14 protein-coding genes are annotated in these 16,958 nt (G+C 63.2%); 3 read left to right on the top strand and 11 right to left on the bottom strand.

Features of this window, described 5'->3' with window-relative positions:
• Window positions 1-3: 3 nt before the first annotated feature.
• Window positions 4-1,263 carry a transcription termination factor Rho gene (gene rho, locus ACXHGZ_RS22815; RefSeq protein WP_043212134.1) on the bottom strand — a complete coding sequence of 420 codons (1,260 nt, stop codon included), beginning with the start codon at window positions 1,261-1,263 and terminating at the stop codon, window positions 4-6.
• A gap of 328 nt (window positions 1,264-1,591) precedes the next feature.
• Window positions 1,592-1,918 (bottom strand): thioredoxin TrxA, encoded by a 327-nt coding sequence (gene trxA, locus ACXHGZ_RS22810; protein WP_056794137.1) that lies wholly within the window; start codon window positions 1,916-1,918, stop codon window positions 1,592-1,594.
• 247 nt (window positions 1,919-2,165) lie between these two features.
• Between trxA and ppx the strand changes: the two genes are divergently transcribed.
• Window positions 2,166-3,668, top strand: coding sequence for an exopolyphosphatase (ppx, locus tag ACXHGZ_RS22805; protein WP_084856626.1), 1,503 nt, complete (start codon window positions 2,166-2,168; stop codon window positions 3,666-3,668).
• Between the two features lie 94 nt (window positions 3,669-3,762).
• Here ppx and ACXHGZ_RS22800 read toward each other — a convergent pair whose 3' ends face one another.
• Entirely contained in the window at window positions 3,763-4,734 is a 972-nt protein-coding gene (locus tag ACXHGZ_RS22800; RefSeq protein WP_480460242.1) for an IS110 family RNA-guided transposase, read from the bottom strand.
• 281 nt (window positions 4,735-5,015) lie between these two features.
• A complete protein-coding gene (gene ppk1 / locus ACXHGZ_RS22795) occupies window positions 5,016-7,241 on the bottom strand; it encodes a polyphosphate kinase 1 (RefSeq protein ID WP_084856580.1) in 2,226 nt (741 codons plus the stop codon).
• Between the two features lie 423 nt (window positions 7,242-7,664).
• Here ppk1 and ACXHGZ_RS22790 point away from each other — a divergent pair, with 423 nt between their 5' ends.
• Entirely contained in the window at window positions 7,665-8,288 is a 624-nt protein-coding gene (locus tag ACXHGZ_RS22790; protein ID WP_084856582.1) for a DedA family protein, read from the top strand.
• A gap of 154 nt (window positions 8,289-8,442) precedes the next feature.
• Complete coding sequence (gene elbB, locus ACXHGZ_RS22785) at window positions 8,443-9,111, top strand: isoprenoid biosynthesis glyoxalase ElbB (RefSeq protein WP_480461700.1); 669 nt, start codon at window positions 8,443-8,445, stop codon at window positions 9,109-9,111.
• A 60-nt stretch (window positions 9,112-9,171) separates the two neighbouring features.
• On the opposite strand, the gene ACXHGZ_RS22780 is transcribed toward elbB, so the two are convergent.
• The 7 genes from ACXHGZ_RS22780 to ACXHGZ_RS22750 form a co-directional block, all read right to left on the bottom strand.
• On the bottom strand, window positions 9,172-9,624 hold the full coding sequence (locus ACXHGZ_RS22780; RefSeq protein ID WP_480461698.1) for a YaiI/YqxD family protein: 453 nt from the start codon (window positions 9,622-9,624) through the stop codon (window positions 9,172-9,174).
• A gap of 45 nt (window positions 9,625-9,669) precedes the next feature.
• Window positions 9,670-11,613, bottom strand: coding sequence for an FTR1 family protein (locus ACXHGZ_RS22775; protein ID WP_480461697.1), 1,944 nt, complete (start codon window positions 11,611-11,613; stop codon window positions 9,670-9,672).
• Window positions 11,614-11,847: 234 nt separating this feature from the next.
• On the bottom strand, window positions 11,848-13,266 hold the full coding sequence (locus tag ACXHGZ_RS22770; protein WP_324818735.1) for an efflux transporter outer membrane subunit: 1,419 nt from the start codon (window positions 13,264-13,266) through the stop codon (window positions 11,848-11,850).
• On the bottom strand, window positions 13,263-14,138 hold the full coding sequence (locus ACXHGZ_RS22765) for an efflux RND transporter periplasmic adaptor subunit (RefSeq protein WP_480461695.1): 876 nt from the start codon (window positions 14,136-14,138) through the stop codon (window positions 13,263-13,265). Before ACXHGZ_RS22765 ends, ACXHGZ_RS22770 begins: the two co-directional genes overlap by 4 nt.
• Window positions 14,135-14,347: a DUF1656 domain-containing protein gene (locus tag ACXHGZ_RS22760; protein WP_084856592.1), complete on the bottom strand. Its 213-nt coding sequence runs from the start codon at window positions 14,345-14,347 to the stop codon at window positions 14,135-14,137. Before ACXHGZ_RS22760 ends, ACXHGZ_RS22765 begins: the two co-directional genes overlap by 4 nt.
• A complete protein-coding gene (locus tag ACXHGZ_RS22755; protein WP_324818741.1) occupies window positions 14,344-16,431 on the bottom strand; it encodes an FUSC family protein in 2,088 nt (695 codons plus the stop codon). Before ACXHGZ_RS22755 ends, ACXHGZ_RS22760 begins: the two co-directional genes overlap by 4 nt.
• Window positions 16,428-16,871, bottom strand: a complete 444-nt coding sequence (locus ACXHGZ_RS22750; protein WP_324818744.1) for a MarR family winged helix-turn-helix transcriptional regulator — start codon at window positions 16,869-16,871, stop codon at window positions 16,428-16,430. Before ACXHGZ_RS22750 ends, ACXHGZ_RS22755 begins: the two co-directional genes overlap by 4 nt.
• Window positions 16,872-16,958: the final 87 nt, after the last annotated feature.

The following is a 16,958-nucleotide window of genomic DNA, read 5'->3' as shown; positions in this document are numbered from 1 at the left end:
CGCTTACTTGCGCTTCATCGACAGGAAGAACTCGTCGTTGGTCTTGGTCTGCTTGAGCTTGTCGACCAGGAACTCGATGGCCGCGACTTCATCCATCGGGTGCAGCAGCTTGCGCAGGATCCACATGCGCTGCAGTTCGTCGTCGGCGGTCAGCAGCTCTTCACGGCGGGTACCGGACTTGTTGATGTTGATGGCCGGGAACACGCGCTTCTCGGCGATGCGGCGGTCCAGCGGCAGTTCCATGTTGCCGGTACCCTTGAATTCTTCGTAGATCACCTCGTCCATCTTCGAGCCGGTTTCGACCAGCGCGGTGGCGATGATGGTCAGCGAACCGCCTTCCTCGATGTTACGGGCGGCACCGAAGAAGCGTTTTGGCTTTTCCAGGGCATGGGCGTCGACACCACCGGTCAGCACTTTGCCGGAGCTCGGGATCACGGTGTTGTAGGCACGGGCCAGACGGGTGATGGAGTCGAGCAGGATGACCACGTCCTTCTTGTGCTCGACCAGGCGCTTGGCCTTCTCGATGACCATCTCGGCTACTTGCACGTGGCGGGTCGGCGGCTCGTCGAAGGTGGAAGCGACCACTTCGCCACGCACGGTGCGTTGCATCTCGGTCACTTCTTCCGGGCGCTCGTCGATCAGCAGGACGATCAGGTGGCACTCGGGGTTGTTACGGGTGATGTTGGCCGCGATATTCTGCAGCATGATGGTCTTGCCCGCCTTCGGCGGGGCGACGATCAGCCCGCGCTGGCCCTTGCCGATCGGGGCACACAGGTCAATGACGCGGCCAGTGAGGTCTTCGGTGGAGCCGTTGCCGGCCTCCATCTTCAGACGCTCGTTGGGGAACAGCGGCGTCAGGTTTTCGAACAGGATCTTGTTCTTCGCGTTTTCCGGACGGTCGAAGTTGATGGTGTCGACCTTCAGCAGGGCGAAGTAACGCTCCCCTTCCTTCGGCGGGCGGATCTTGCCGACGATGGTGTCGCCGGTGCGCAGGTTGAAGCGACGGATCTGGCTAGGCGAGACATAGATGTCGTCAGGGCCGGCCAGATAGGACGCATCTGCCGAACGCAGGAAACCGAAACCATCCTGGAGAATTTCCAGCACGCCGTCACCCGAGATCTCTTCGCCGCTTTTCGCGTGCTTCTTCAACAGGGCGAAAATCACGTCCTGCTTGCGCGAACGGGCCATGTTTTCGATGCCCATCTGTTCGGCCATTTCCAGCAGATCGGTAATCGGCTTTTGCTTGAGTTCTGTCAGGTTCATAAGGGGAGTGACGTAATCATGTAAGAAGGGAGAAATTAAGCGTTGGCTTAATGAGGCCGCGCCGCAAGATGGCGACAGGATCGCGTACTGATTCGAATTAGGGATGCTTCGGCGACGGCGTGCAGAGGGCACTGGAGAAGCAGTGCGAGGCCGAATGTAACACTTGCTTTTTTCGACGTCTAGTGGTTTTGGCTGGGTAAATCATGCCCGGTGAGAGCGGGTTTACCTGCGAAGGCAGCTGTGGGAACACCAGTGAATTGTCGGGCAAACCCACTTCCACAAATCCTTCAGGCCAAAAAAAGCCCCGCATTCGCGGGGCCTTTTCATATCACAGGTGGGCGTCGAGGAACGCGGCCAGCTGGGATTTGGACAGGGCGCCGACCTTGGTCGCCTCGACGTTGCCGTTCTTGAACAGCATCAGCGTCGGGATGCCGCGCACGCCGTGCTTGGCCGGAGTTTCCTGGTTTTCGTCAATGTTCAGCTTGGCGACGGTCAGTTTGCCTTCATAGGTGGCAGCGATGTCGTCCAGGACCGGAGCGATCATCTTGCATGGGCCGCACCATTCGGCCCAGTAGTCGACCAGCACCGGGCCTTGAGCCTGCAGTACCTCGGCTTCGAAGCTGGCGTCGGTGACGTGTTTGATTTTGTCGCTCATGGAAATCTCCAAGGTCGTAAGCAATAAAAAACGTTGCCCATCATAGCCGCAGCCACGCCCTACAGGAAGTCGTTGGCGATTGAGGGTAACTATAGTTGTGCAAGACGCCACGTATCGAAGCAGACACATCAATGTCTTGGCAGTACGTGGCACCTTGCCCTGCATCAAGACCCGGCATTGTAATGCGTTGGCGCCAGCCATGGATCATGGCAGGATTGCTGGGTTATCGACCGAGAACATCGAGATCATGCCGCATACCACCGCGAAGAACCTGTCTCTGATCGCCGCCATCGACCTTGGCTCCAACAGCTTCCATATGGTCGTGGCCAAGGCCCACCTCAGCGAAATCCGCATTCTCGAGCGGCTCGGGGAAAAAGTGCAGTTGGCCGCCGGCATCAACGAAGAACGCCAGCTCAGCGAAGAAGCCATGCAACGGGGCCTGGACTGCCTCAAGCGCTTCGCCCAACTGATCAACGGCATGCCCGCGGGCGCCGTGCGCATCGTCGGCACCAACGCCCTGCGCGAAGCGCGCAACCGCAACGAATTCATCCAGCGCGCCGAAGCCATCCTCGGCCACCCGGTCGAAGTGATTTCCGGCCGCGAGGAAGCGCGCCTGATCTACCTGGGCGTCTCCCATACCCTGGCCGACACCCCCGGCAAGCGCCTGGTCGCCGACATCGGCGGCGGCAGCACCGAGTTCATCATTGGCCAACGCTTCGAACCGCTGTTGCGCGAGAGCCTGCAGATGGGCTGCGTCAGCTTCACCCAGCGCTATTTCCGCGACGGCAAGATCACCCCGGCGCGCTACGCCCAGGCCTACACTGCTGCGCGCCTGGAGCTGATGAGCATCGAGAATGCCCTGCACCGTCTGACCTGGGACGAGGCCATTGGCTCCTCGGGCACCATTCGCGCCATCGGTGCGGCCATCAAGGCCAACGGCATGGGCAACGGCGAGGTCAACGCCGACGGCCTGGCCGCGCTCAAGCGCAAGCTGTTCAAGCTGGGCGAAACCGACAAGATCGACTTCGAGGGCGTCAAGCCGGACCGCCGCGCCATCTTCCCGGCAGGCCTCGCGATCCTCGAGGCTATCTTCGATGCCCTGGAACTGCAGCGCATGGACCACTGCGACGGCGCTCTGCGCGAAGGTGTGCTGTATGACCTGCTGGGCCGCCATCACCACGAGGACGTGCGCGAACGCACCTTGAACTCACTGATGGAACGCTACCACGTGGACAACGGCCAGGCGGCACGGGTCGAGCGCAAGGCATTGCATGCCTTCGACCAGGTGGCCAAGGCATGGAACCTCGAGGAAGGGAACTGGCGCGATCTGCTGAGTTGGGCAGCCAAGGTGCACGAAATAGGCCTGGATATCGCGCATTATCACTACCACAAGCACGGCGCCTACCTGATCGAGCACTCCGACCTGGCCGGCTTCTCCCGCGAAGACCAGCAGATGCTCGCCCTGCTGGTGCGCGGCCACCGGCGCAACATTCCCAAAGACAAGTTCGCTGAATTCGGCGATGAAGGCATCCAGCTGATCCGCCTGTGCGTACTGCTGCGCTTCGCCATCTTGTTCCACCACATCCGTGGCAACCAGCAGATGCCGAAAGTGGAGCTGCATGCTGGCGAGGAAAGCCTGGAAGTGGTGTTCCCCGACGGCTGGCTGGAAGAAAACCAACTGACCCAGGCCGACTTCGCCAACGAGGCGCAGTGGCTGGCGCGGGTCAATTTCGTGCTTAGCGTGCGTTAAGTTCGACCTGAGATTAGCAAGGGGGCTTTGCCCCCCTCGCAGCACAAGGCCGCTCTACAGAGAACGCAACACCCTGTAGATACCGTCTTGACCCTCACCCCGCAAGGGCGATTTGAGGGTCAAACGGTTTACCGGACTTCACCACGCCATACACCAGGTGCAAAAGCTTGCGCATAGCAGCGCAAACTATCTGCTTATAGGCTTTACGCCGGCTGTTCAAACGCTCTGCCAGTGCCTTCACGACCGGGTTGTGTCTGATCGAGACCGTGCCTGACATCCACAAGCCGGCGCGCAGCCTCGGCGCTCCTGTGCGAGAAATGGTCGATTGGCCAATCTTCTCCCCCGATTGATGGATCATCGGGTTCAGACCTGCAAACGCAACAATGGCTGACGGGCTTTCGTATTTCAGCGGATCACCCAGTTCTGCGAGGATCAGTGCGGCTGTGGTATCACCCAGACCATCAATCGATGTAATCAGTTTTCGCCGTTGGCGCAGATCCGGATCGTCATCGATCGTCTGCTCAATCGCCTTGCGGGTTTTCTCTATTTCTTCGGTGATATGCCCAATTACAGCTCTGATTGACTCCTGCACAGCTGTCTGCGCCACATCCAGACGGTTCTGCTCCATCTGCTGCATTTCTTTCAGGTCGTCCAGACGCCGTACTAAGGCCCGCAAACGCCGCTGAGCTGGCGGCTCAGGCTCCCACTGACGGAGCTCATCCTGTTTTTGCTGGCCATAAGCAGCAATAACTTTGGCATCAGCCTTATCGGTTTTGACGCGTCGAAGGTCGGCCTCGGCAAACTTGGCAATTACGGCGGGATTCAGAATGCACACCCGGTAACCCTTGGCATGAAGGCAATCGGCAAGCGCCTCGTGATAAGTGCCAGTAGCCTCCATGACAACCCAGGCACGCGGTTCGGCATGTTTCTCAAGCCAGGTTGCGAACTGCTCAAAACCACTCGGATCATTGGACAGCTTGGCCTTGGTGCGAACCTTCCCATTGGGAAGTGGAGTCGCAATATCGAAGGATCGCTTGGCTACATCGACGCCAACAACAACAGACATGATCTTCTCCTTCAGACAACGAAAGTTCGATCACCCAGCACTCGGTTCAACCTTGTGAATGCGTGCTCACGCCGGGGGCGGGCACTAGATACCGTTCGAACTGTTCGAGTGGGGTTGGAGGGTCTGAGCGTTATCTACAATACGGGCTCGATGCCCTTGGAGCGGCTCCGCTTCATGACCCTCCCTCGATGATCAGTCGAGAACTTTCGCCTCTTGGAAGGCGAAAGTCGAGATACAAGGAGCGGCCTTGTGCCGCGAGGGGGCCGCAACGCACCCCCCCGCTATCGAACGTTCAGCACCGGGTTGCTCAAGCGCTCGAGCAAGGCCGCCTGGGCATTGCGTGGGTTCTGGTTACCGGTCGGCGTACTGCGCACATAGCGGCCGTCCGGCTGCAGGATCCACGCGTGGGTGTTGTCGGTGAGGTAGCCTTCGAGTTCCTTCTTCACCCGCAGGATCAACTTCTTGCCCTCCACCGGGAAGCAGGTCTCGACACGCTTGTCGAGGTTGCGCTCCATCCAGTCGGCGCTGGACAGGAACATCTGCTCCTCACCGCCATTGAGGAAGTAGAACACCCGCGTGTGCTCCAGGAAGCGGCCGATGATCGAGCGCACCTGGATGTTGTGCGAAACCCCCGGGATGCCAGGGCGCAAGCAGCACATGCCACGCACCACCAGGTCGATGCGCACACCGGCCTGGCTGGCCTTGTACAGCGCGCGGATCACTTTGGCGTCTGTCAGCGAGTTGAACTTGGCGATGATGTGCGCCGGTTTGCCCTCGACTGCGAACTGGGTTTCCCGCGCGATCATGTCGAGCATGCCCTTCTTCAGTGTGAAGGGTGCATGGAGCAGCTTCTTCATGCGCAGGGTCTTGCCCATGCCGATCAGCTGGCTGAACAGCTTGCCGACGTCTTCGCACAGGGCATCGTCGGAAGTCAGCAGGCTGTAGTCAGTGTACAGGCGGGCGTTGCCGGCGTGGTAGTTGCCGGTGCCCAGGTGGGCATAGCGCACGATCTCACCCTGCTCGCGGCGCAGGATCAGCATCATCTTGGCGTGGGTCTTGAAACCGACCACGCCATAGATCACCACCGCACCCGCGGCCTGCAGGCGGCTGGCCATCTGCAGGTTGGACTCTTCGTCGAAACGCGCACGCAGCTCGATCACTGCTGTGACTTCCTTGCCGTTACGCGCGGCGTCCACCAGCGCATCGACGATCTCGGAGTTGGCACCACTGCGGTACAAGGTCTGGCGCACGGCGAGCACATGCGGATCCTTGGCGGCCTGGCGCAGCAGGTCGACCACCGGGGTGAAGGATTCGAACGGGTGCATCAGCAACACGTCCTGCTTGCCGACCACGCTGAAGATGTTGTCGGCGTTTTGCAGAATCTTCGGAATGGCTGGGGTGAATGGCGTGTATTGCAGCTCCGGGTGGCTGTCCAGGCCGGTGATGCTGAACAGGCGGGTCAGGTTGACCGGGCCGTTGACCTGGTACAGCTCGCTCTCGCTCAGGCTGAACTGCTTGAGCAGGTAGTCGGACAGGTGTTTCGGGCAATTGTCGGCCACTTCCAGGCGCACGCCGTCACCATAACGACGCGAGAACAGCTCTCCGCGCAAGGCGCGAGCCAAGTCTTCGACATCTTCGGAATCGAGCGCCAGGTCCGCGTTGCGGGTCAGGCGGAACTGGTAGCAGCCCTTGACCTTCATGCCCTGGAACAGGTCATCGGCGTGGGCGTGGATCATCGACGACAGGAACACGAAATTGTCGCCGCTGCCACCGACCTCCTCCGGCACGCGGATAACCCGGGGCAGCAGGCGTGGGGCCGGGATGATGGCCAGGCCCGAGTCACGGCCAAAGGCATCGACGCCCTCGAGCTCGACGATGAAGTTCAGGCTCTTGTTGACCAGCAGCGGGAACGGGTGCGTCGGGTCGAGGCCGATCGGGGTGATGATCGGCGCGATCTCGTCGCGGAAGAAACGGCGCACCCAGGTCTTGAGCTTGGTGTTCCAGTGGCGACGGCGGATGAAGCGGATCTGGTGCTTTTCCAGCTCCGGCAGCAACACGTCGTTGAGAATCGCATACTGGCGCTCCACCTCGCTGTGCACCAGCTCGCTGATACGCGCCAAGGCCTGGTGCGGCTGCAGGCCGTCGGCCCCGGCCTGTTCACGGGCGAAGGTGATCTGCTTCTTCAGGCCAGCCACGCGGATCTCGAAGAACTCGTCCAGGTTGCTGGAGAAGATCAACAGGAATTTCAGGCGTTCGAGCAGTGGGTAGGACTCGTCCAGTGCCTGCTCCAGCACACGGATGTTGAACTGCAGTTGCGAAAGCTCGCGATGAATGTACAGGCTGCTGTCGTCCAGGCTTGGAATGGTGACCGCCGGGGCCGGTGCAGGCGCTGGAGCCGCAGCTTCAGGTTGTGCAGCCTCCGGCAGGTCCGGCGGGGTCTGTACCATTTCTTCGGGAACCGCCTGGGCATCCTTGATCGCGACAGGTGTTAGCACTTCGTTATTCATCTGACGTTCCTGGAGGGCGTTACGACCCTCTCGATAATTGAGCGGCACGCGCGGTGAAATGAGTCAGGATGCCATCGGTGTTCGCTGGTTTGAAGTCCATTGCGACGCGAAACGACCGCTTTGTCATTTTTGCGGGCCCGCCGGGCGGGAAATGGGACCGAACGTCGCGGCGCAAGAAGGCGACCAGGGACGAATGGGTAGCGAGGCAAGCTCACGATAAGGCTCCTGAACCCGCGCTGGCGGGCTGGCGCGACAGTTATAAGCAGCCATTATGACGCCTGGATGACAGCCAAAGGCACCTTGTGACTGACGGCCTAAGTCGTCTTTCTTGTAGGAAATGTTCACGCCGAGACACAGTTGGACACTTTCCCGAACGCGCGCGAAGGGGTAGGCTTCGCGTTCATTTCGCTAGCACCCCAGAAAATGCTTCAACAATTCCTGCAGGATTTCGGCTATTTTGCCCTTTTTCTCGGCACGTTTTTTGAAGGCGAGACCATCCTGGTTCTTGCGGGCTTCCTTGCGTTCCGCGGTTACATGGACATCAATCTGGTGGTGCTCACGGCGTTCTTCGGCAGCTACGCCGGCGACCAGCTGTGGTACTTCATGGGCCGTCGACATGGTCGCGCGATCCTGGCACGCAAGCCGCGCTGGCAAGCGATGGGCGACCGGGCCCTGGATCACATTCGGCGCCACCCGGACATCTGGGTACTGAGCTTTCGCTTCGTCTACGGCCTGCGCACGGTGATGCCGGTTGCCATCGGCCTGTCCGGCTACCCGCCACGCCGCTACCTGCTGCTCAACGGCATCGGTGCGGCGGTCTGGGCCCTGGCCTTGGGCGCGGCGGCCTACCACTTCGGCGCCATCCTCGAAGGCATGCTGGGCAACGTCAAGAAATATGAACTCTGGGTACTCGGCGGCCTGTTGCTGTTGGGCGGCCTGCTCTGGCTGCGCCGACGCTTCCGCACCCTGCGTGCCGAGCGCAAGGCGGCTGCGGCAAGCCAAGCCTCGGAGGCGGTTTCCCAGGAACAGGGCCCAGACCAGCACTAGCGCCCCTCGCGCCATCAATACGCTGTTCAGGCGTGGAACATGCCCCCGCCGCTGCACTCCAAATAGACAGGATTTCGGCCTCTGCGCGGGAAACCCTGTGACGAGTTCTGCCAAACTAGAGGACAGTTAGCGCCTCGACACTGGAGTAATGAGCATGCAAAAAAAAGTTGCGGTGATTCTGTCTGGCTGCGGCGTCTACGATGGCGCCGAGATCCATGAAAGCGTGATCACCCTGCTGCGCCTGGATCAGCGTGGCGCCCAGGTGCAGTGCTTCGCGCCGAACATTGCGCAGATGCACGTGATCGATCATCTGACCGGCCAGGAAATGCCGGAGTCGCGCAACGTGCTGGTGGAATCGGCGCGCATCGCCCGCGGTGACATCAAGGATATCCGCGAGGCCAAGGCCGAGGACTTCGACGCCTTGATCGTCCCGGGTGGCTTCGGCGCGGCGAAGAACCTGTCCAACTTTGCGGTCGAAGGCGCCAACTGCACGGTGAACCCGGACGTGCTGGCGCTGGCTGAAGCGTTTGCCGAAGCCGGCAAGCCGGTTGGCCTGATCTGCATTTCCCCGGCGCTGGCGGCGAAGATCTATGGCCCAGGCGTGGTCTGCACCATCGGCAACGATACCGACACCAGCGCAGCGGTGGTGAAAATGGGCGGTACCCACGAAGACTGTGATGTACATGACATCGTCGAAGATACCCAGCGCAAGCTGGTGACCACCCCAGCCTACATGCTCGCCAAGTCGATCAGCGAGGCGGCCGGTGGGATCTACAAGCTGGTGGATAGGGTGCTGGAGCTGACTCACGAAGGTGAGCAGTAATAGGCCTCTGACACCTTGTGGGGGGCGGCGGTGCGCCGCTCCCACAAGGTGCTGCACCACTCACCCCTTGAATAGCCGAGTCAGTATCCGGTCCAGCGAATTGGCGAACGCCTGTTTCTCCCGCTCGCCATAAGGCGCCTGCCCGCCCCCGACCTGCCCCTGCTCGCGCAGCTCGGTGAACAGGTTGCGCACCGCCAGCCGCTCGCCCATGTTGCGCTCGTCGAACTCGCGCCCTCGCGGGTCCAGCGCTGCCACACCTTTCTTGATCAGCCGGTCGGCCAACGGCACGTCGCTGCAGATCACCAACTCGCCCGGCACGGCGTTCTCCACCAAGTAGTCATCAGCCGCATCCATGCCGCTGGGAACCACGATCAGCCGCACACAGGCGAACGCGGGCTTGATCTGGGCCTGGCCGGCCACCAGGACGACCTCGAACTTGCGCTTGAGAGCGAATTTGACGATCAGGTCCTTGGCCGCCTTGGGGCAGGCGTCGGCGTCGATCCATACACGCATGGGTATTCCTTGGAAATCGGGGCTGAAAGTGCCCATAGTACGCCTTCAGCTCGCCGCGGGCCGGCGCTTTTCGGCCAGACGGCTGCGCCCGTACAGCACGACGATAGCCAGCAACGCCACCACCTGTGCGCCCAGCGAGTAGGCGTCGGCATGGATGCCCAGCCAATCGAACTCGAAGAAGGGCACCGGCCGGGTTCCCAGCACGCCGGCTTCCTGCAGCGCCTTGACGCCATGCCCGGCGAACACCACCGACAACGCGCACAGCAGCGCCGCGTTGATGCTGAAGAACAGCGCCAGCGGCAGCTTGGCCGACCCGCGCAAGATCACCCAGGCCAAGCCCACCAGCAGCACCAACGCCGTGGCGCCACCGGCCAGCACGGCGTTGTGGCCAGCTGGGCCTGCCTGTAGCCACAGGGTTTCGTAGAACAGGATCACCTCGAACAGCTCGCGGTACACCGAGAAGAACGCCAGCACGGCAAAGCCAAAGCGCCCCCCGCCGCTGACCAGGCTGCTCTTGATGTAGTCCTGCCAGGCTGCGGCATGGCGTCGATCATGCATCCACACACCGAGCCACAGGACCATCACTGCGGCGAACAGTGCCGTGCAGCCTTCCAGCAGCTCGCGCTGGGCGCCGCCGACGTCGATCACATAAGCGGCCAGGGCCCAGGTGGCAAAGCCTGCGACCAGCGCCAGCCCCCAGCCGATATTGACGCTGCGCACCGCTGACTGCTGGCCAGTATTGCGCAGGAAGGCCAGGATCGCGGCCAGCACCAGGATCGCCTCGAGCCCTTCGCGCAACAGGATCAGCAGGCCGGAAACGAAGCTCAGGGACCAGCTCAGTCCATCGCTGCCCAGCAACTTGGCCGCGCCATCGAGCTTGGCCTTGGCCTCGGCCAGGCGTCGTTCGGCCTGGGCGACCGGCAGGCCGTCCTGCAGCGCCTGACGGTATGCCATCAGGGCCTTTTCGGTGTCCTTGCGGGCCTGGGTATCGATGTTGTCCAGCGAGCTTTCGACCAGTTCGAAACCTTCCAGATAGGCGGCCACCGACAGGTCATAGGCTTGGTCATGATCGCCATCGCGGTAGGCGGCGAGGCTCTTGTCCAGGGTACTGGCGGTGTACTCGAGCAACTGCGCCGGCCCACGCTGGACCTGCGGAGGCTGGGCCCGCTGGGCGCGGAAGCCGGCCACGGCATCGGCGCCTTCGCTGGCCGCGACTTCGGCCGGCGTCTGGCGCGCCAGGTCGGCCAGGTTCCAGGCCTTGCCCGCCTTGGCGGCCTGCGGATCGGCGGTCAGGCTGGCCACATAGGCCGCCACGTCCCAACGCTGACGCTCGTCGAGTTGGTCGGCGAACGACGGCATCTCGGTGCCATCTATCCCCAGGGCCAGGGTGTTGTAGAGGTCGAACAGGCTCAGCTGGTCGAGCCGCTCGATACTGCGCAGGTTGGCAGGCGGTGGTTCGAGCCCGACCCCGGCAGGGCCGTCGCCGGCACCGCTGTCGCCATGGCAGATCGCGCAGTTCTGCGCGTACAACGCGGCACCGCGGGCCGGGTCAGGAGTGATGACCGGTGCCTGGCTGACTTCATAGGCAACCGCCAGGCGTGCGCCCAGTTGGCGAGCCTGCTTGGCGACCAGCGCTCCGTCCTGGCGCTGGTCGATGGCCTGGCGCAGCGCTGCGACGCCCTGCTCCAACCCTGGGCGTTCGGCATTTTCCGGCAGGCCCTGGAGCAAGTCGGCCAGTACGGTGCTGAACTCCTGCTGCTCGCGGTACTCACCTTCGTCCACCACCTTGCCGTCGTGCACGGTCGGTGGGTAGTCGGCACCGATGTAATCGAGCAGGTGCAACGCCTTGGCAGCCTCGGCGGGGGATTCGGCGAGTGCCGAAGTGCTGCACAGCGCCAACACTGGCGCCAGCAACAGGGCCGGCAGCCAGGCGAACGGACGGGAGCGGGAAGTCATGGCCAGTCTCGAAGTAAATGCGAAAGAGAACATTGTTCACTTCCACTCCCTTTCGCTCAAGGCTCGCGGGCGGATTTCATGAAAAATCTTGTGACAAATATTGGAATGGTAGGCGAGGGCTTTGCCCTCGATCGCAGCACAAAAGCCACTCCAGGATCTTAAGTTGCTTGTCCCGGCCCTATCGCCGGCAAGCCGGCTCCCACCGGTTCGACGGTGTCTACAACCGCAGCGCAGGACAGGTGGGAGCCGGCTTGCCGGCGATCGGAGTCAGTGTTCTGCGGGTTGTTTCCAACCACCACCCAGTGCCAGGAACACACCGATCTGCCCCATGGCCACCTGGCTGTTGGCCGCCGCCAGCTGCGCACGGACATCGGTGTAGGCACGGGTAGCCTGCAGGTCGGCCAGGAACGACTCGCGCCCGGCCTGGTAGCGCAGGTGGACCTGCTCGGCCGATTCCTTCGCCGAGCGCTCGGCGTCGGCCAGGGCATCGCGCCGGTCCAGCAAGGCGCTGTACTGTGCCAGGCGGGTCTGGGTCTCGCGGATAGCGTTGAGCACCACGCCGTCGAAGTGGGCCAGTGCCGCTTGGGTCGATGCTTCGGCTTCGCGGATGCGAGCACGGGTGCCGTTGGTGGGGATGTTCCAGCTGATCTGCGGGCCGAAGCCCCAGCGGTTGGTCGAGGGGTCGCCCAGGTTCTCCAGGATACCGATGGTGCCGACCTGGGCACCGATACTGATATCCGGGTACAACGCACCCGTGGCCACACCGATGGTAGCAGTGGCAGCGGCCAACTGGCGTTCGGCCTGGCGTACGTCCGGGCGGCGCTTGAGCAGCGCGGCACCGTCACCCACCGGGATCAGCTGGCCGATATGCGGCAGCTCGGCACATTCGGCCGTACCGGCAGGCAGCTGCGCGACCGGCTTGGCCAGCAGCGCTGCCAGGGTATACAGGCCCGCTTCGCGCTCTGCCTTGAAACGCGGCAGCTCGGCGCGCAGGGATTTGAACTGGGTCTGCGAACGGGTGACCTGGGTTTCGTCGCCGCGCCCGGCATCGCGCAGGCGCTGGTTCAACTGCACGCTCTGCTCCTGCAGGTCGAGGGACTGACGGGCAATGTGATATTCCTCGTTGGCCGAGCACACCTGGGTGTACGCCTTGACCACGTCCGCCACCAAGGTGATGCGCGCAGTGTCAGCTGCAGCCTGCACCGCGTCGGCATTGGCCTTGGCCGCCTCGGTGCCGCGCTTGAAGGTGCCCCACAGGTCGAACTGGTAGGAGGCACTGATGATGGCCTCGCCGATGTTGGCAACCGGTACCTTCTCCGGCAGCAGGAAGGCCTCGCCGGATTCCTGCAGGCGCTGTGCCCCGAGCTTGATGCCGCCGTTGAAGCCGCCCTGGGCCTCGGCCACTTCTACCTGCGCACGGGCCTTGGCGATATTGGCCGCCGCCACACGCAGCTCGGTGTTGGCAGCCAGGGCCTGGCGCACCAGGTCGTTCAAGCGCGGGTCCTGGTACAGCTGCCACCAGTTCTCCGGCACCGGCGCCGAAACCACGCTGTCTGCATCCTGGCGCAACGGGCCGTTGAGATCGCTGCGTTGCACGGCAGCATCCTTGGGCACTTCGTAGTCGGGGCCGACCAGGGCGCATGCCCCCAGCGACAGTGCCAGGCCAACCAGCATCAGGTGTTTCATGGCCGCTGGCCCTCGATGATCGACACCGTGGCGGTACGCCCGGCGATCATGCGAAAGTCCTCCGGTACATCGTCGAAGGCGATGCGTACCGGGATGCGCTGGGCCAGGCGCACCCAGCTGAAGGCCGGGTTGACGTTGGGCAACAGATTGGCGCCGCTGCTGCGGTCACGGTCCTCGATGCCGGCGGCCATGCTCTGCACGTGGCCGCGCAGGCGGGTGTTGTCGCCCATCACACGGATATCGACGGCATCGCCGATATGAATCCCGCTGAGCTTGGTTTCCTCGAAGTAGCCATCGACGTGGTAGGAGGCGCTGTCGACCACCGACAGCACCGGCCGGCCAGCGGTGACGAACTCGTGGGCACGTGGCGCGCGGTCGTTGAGGTAGCCGTCGACGGGGCTGCGCACCACCGAGCGGTCGAGGTTGAGCTGGGCGGTATCCACCGCCACCTGGGCCTCGCTTACCGCCGAGCGGGCGCGGGCTTCGCGGGACTCGCTCTCCTCCAACTGCTCGGCCGCCACCAGGTTGCCCAGTTTGCGGTTACGCCGCGCCTCACGAGAGGCCTGGGCCAGGGTCTCCTGGCGTTCGGCCAGGGTCGCCTTGGCCTGGCGCAGGGCCAGGGTGAAGCGGTCCTGGTCGATGGTGAACAGCACGTCGCCGCGCTTGATCATCTGGTTGTCGCGCACCCCGACCTTCTGGATCAGCCCGGAAACGTCCGGGGCGATCTGGATCACGTCGGCACGGATGTGCCCGTCGCGGGTCCAGGGCGCGAACATGTAATACACGACCATCTGCCAGACCAGCACGGCTGCGAAGGTCACCACCAGCAATGTCAGGACCACGCGGCCCAGGGTCAACAACGGTTTTTTCATGGCACCATCAGGTTTCGGCAAAAGTGATCCACCGCACCAAGCAGCACGGCGTAAAGGGCAACGTTGAACAGCGCCCGGTGCCAGACCAGGCGGTAGAACTGCAGGCGCACCAGCACGGCGTGCACGCCCAGGAACAGCAGGTAGGTGAAGACCATCATCACCAGCAGCGTGGGCAGGAACACCCCGCTGATATCCAGATCACCGATCACAAGGGCGCTCCATCGATGCCGGGGGGCAGTTGCGGTTGGTCGGCAGGCTCGAGCATCACTTCAACGCCAGGCAACAGGGCCAGGCGCAGGCCGCTCAGGGCATGCAACAGGTGCACGCGGGCATCGCCACGGTCATGCTGCGCGTTCAGGGCCAGCGCCTGGCGGGCGCGCTCCATGTTGCGCAGCAGCGCCGCCGGGGCGTGCAAGCGTTCATTGGCGCGCAGGCAGGCGGCATAGTGGGCGCCCACTTCCTCGACCACGGTCTGCAGGCGCTCACGGGCCTGTTCACCTACCCGCGGCATGTAGGCCAGCAAGTCCAGCAGGTTGAGCCCCACCCGCAGGTCGCGCAGGGCCACGCCGCTGTCCTGGCCGGTCTGGGACAGGCGCGGCAGGTGCTGCATCAAGCGGTCGAGCATCTGCACGCCCACATGGCGGTGCTCGGCCAAGGTCGCCGGCTGGGTCATCTCGACGATGTCGCGCCAGCTGAAGCGGGTCAGGCGCTTGGCCGCCAGCTCCACACCGAACGGGCGCAGCAGCAGGGTCCAGATAAAGGCGAACAGCAAGCCGACCGGGCCGGCCATGTTGGCGTTGATGAAAGTCAGGAAGTCCGCGTCGTAGGCCCCCTGGATACTGATGAAGGTGGCGGTGTTGACGATGGTCAGCAGCGTGCCCAGGTAGAACCGCGGCTGCACGGTGAGCGTGCCGACGCAGATGAACGGCACGGCGAAGGCCAGCACCAGCATCGGAAAATCGTGCAGGTTGGGCAGTACCAGGAACAGATAGACGCTGGAGAAGATCACCGACATCAGCGTCCAGAAGAAGAACCGATAGATCTGCGGTGCCGGGTCGTCCATGGCGGCGAAGAAGCTGCAGGCCACCGCGGCGAGGATCACCGCGCTGCCACCATCGTTCCAGCCGAGCAGGATCCACAGGCCGCAGGCGACGATGATCGCGGTGACGGTGGAGAATACCGAGTACAGCATCAAGCCGCGATCGAAGAAAGGCGTCAGGCGCCCGAGGCGCCAGTGCCGATACACCGCACGCCAGGGCGTGGCATCGTCCTTGCGCAAAGCGTGCTGAAGGGCGCAGCAGTCCTGCCAGAGGTCGACCCACTCTGTCAGGCGGTACAAGGCGTTGGAGAGCAGCAGCTCGTGACGCTGGTCCATGGCCACCGCACTGGGTTGCGAGCGCTCGAGCTGCTCATGCAGAGCGCTCCAGGGCGCCAGCGAAGCGTCTTCGGCCGTGCCCGCGAGCCAGCCACGGGCCGCCTCCAGCAGCGGCTGGATCTGCGCGAACTGGGCCGGTGCGCGGCCTTCCAGAGCGACCAAGGCATCGTCCAGGGCATCGATCACCGGCAGCAGGTGGATCATCCGCCCGCGCAGCTCGCGGGCGTTCTTCAAGGTATGCGGCCCGGCGCCTTCATGCCCCAGCTGGCCGATCATCATTTCCAGGCTGTTGAAGGTGGCGACCATCGCAGCCCGCATGCCGCCGACCTTGTCGGCGGCGACCTCACGGGCCAGGTAGGTGTCGCTGTAGCGTATCGCTTCGTTGAACCAGCTGTTGGCCGAGCCCAGCACCACCGGAGCCAGGCGACGCGGCCAGAAGATCGCGCCGACCACCGCCGCACAGACGATGCCCAGGCAGATCTCCTGGGCGCGGGAAGAAGCCACGTCGAATACGGCCAAGGGGTTGTCCACCACCGCCAGGGCGATCATCGGCAGGGTGTAGCCAGCCAGCATCAGCACATAGTTGTTGGCCGTGCGCAGGTTCAGCGACAGGAACAGCAAGGTGCCGGTCCATAGGGCGATGGCCACGGCCAGCAATGCCGGCGACTGCACCAGAGGCGGTACCAGCAGCACCGCGCCGCCGGCCCCGAGCAGCGTGCCCAGCGCCCGGTACAAGGCCTTGGAACTGGTAGGGCCGACGAACGGGCTGGAGACGATATAGACCGTCGCCATGGCCCAATAGGGCCGCGGCAGTTGCATGAGCAGGGCGATGTACAGGGCGATCATGGATGCAGCGAAGGTCCGCACGCCGTAGAACCAGTCGCGGGCCGGTGGCACCGAGCTGAAGAAACCACTCATGCCGAGGTTACCTGGCCGGCTGCTTCGAAGGCATGGATGACGCGCAAGGTCGCTTCCAAGTCAGCCTGGTCAATACCACGCAGGACCTCCCGGCGCAGGCGTACCAGTTCGCCCTCGATGGACTCGGCGAGCGCGCGGCCATCGCCAGTCAGGCTCAAGGCCTTGGCCCGGCGGTCCAGTGGGTCTTCGCTGCGGCACACCAGGCCGGCCTTGCACAGCTGGTCGAGCAGACGCACCAATGACGGGCTTTCCAGGCCCGCGGCCTGTGCCACTGCCACTTGGTGCACACCATCGCCCAGGCGCACGATCATCAGCAACGGTACGGCGCAGGCCTCGGAAATCCCGTAGCCGGTCAGGGCCGCCTGGCAGATGCGCCGCCAATGGCGGGCAGCCACGACCATGCCGCTGCTGATTTTCATGTGCAGTGCATCAAGTGTCATGTGAGGAACCGAGGATATTCATAGTTTGCTAACTATCAATATTACGCCCTGCCCTCCCCCTGTCGTCAACCGGGGGCGACAGATTGC

The organism is Pseudomonas shiyinii, from assembly GCF_056725765.1.
This window is presented reverse-complemented; position numbering and strand designations above follow the sequence as displayed.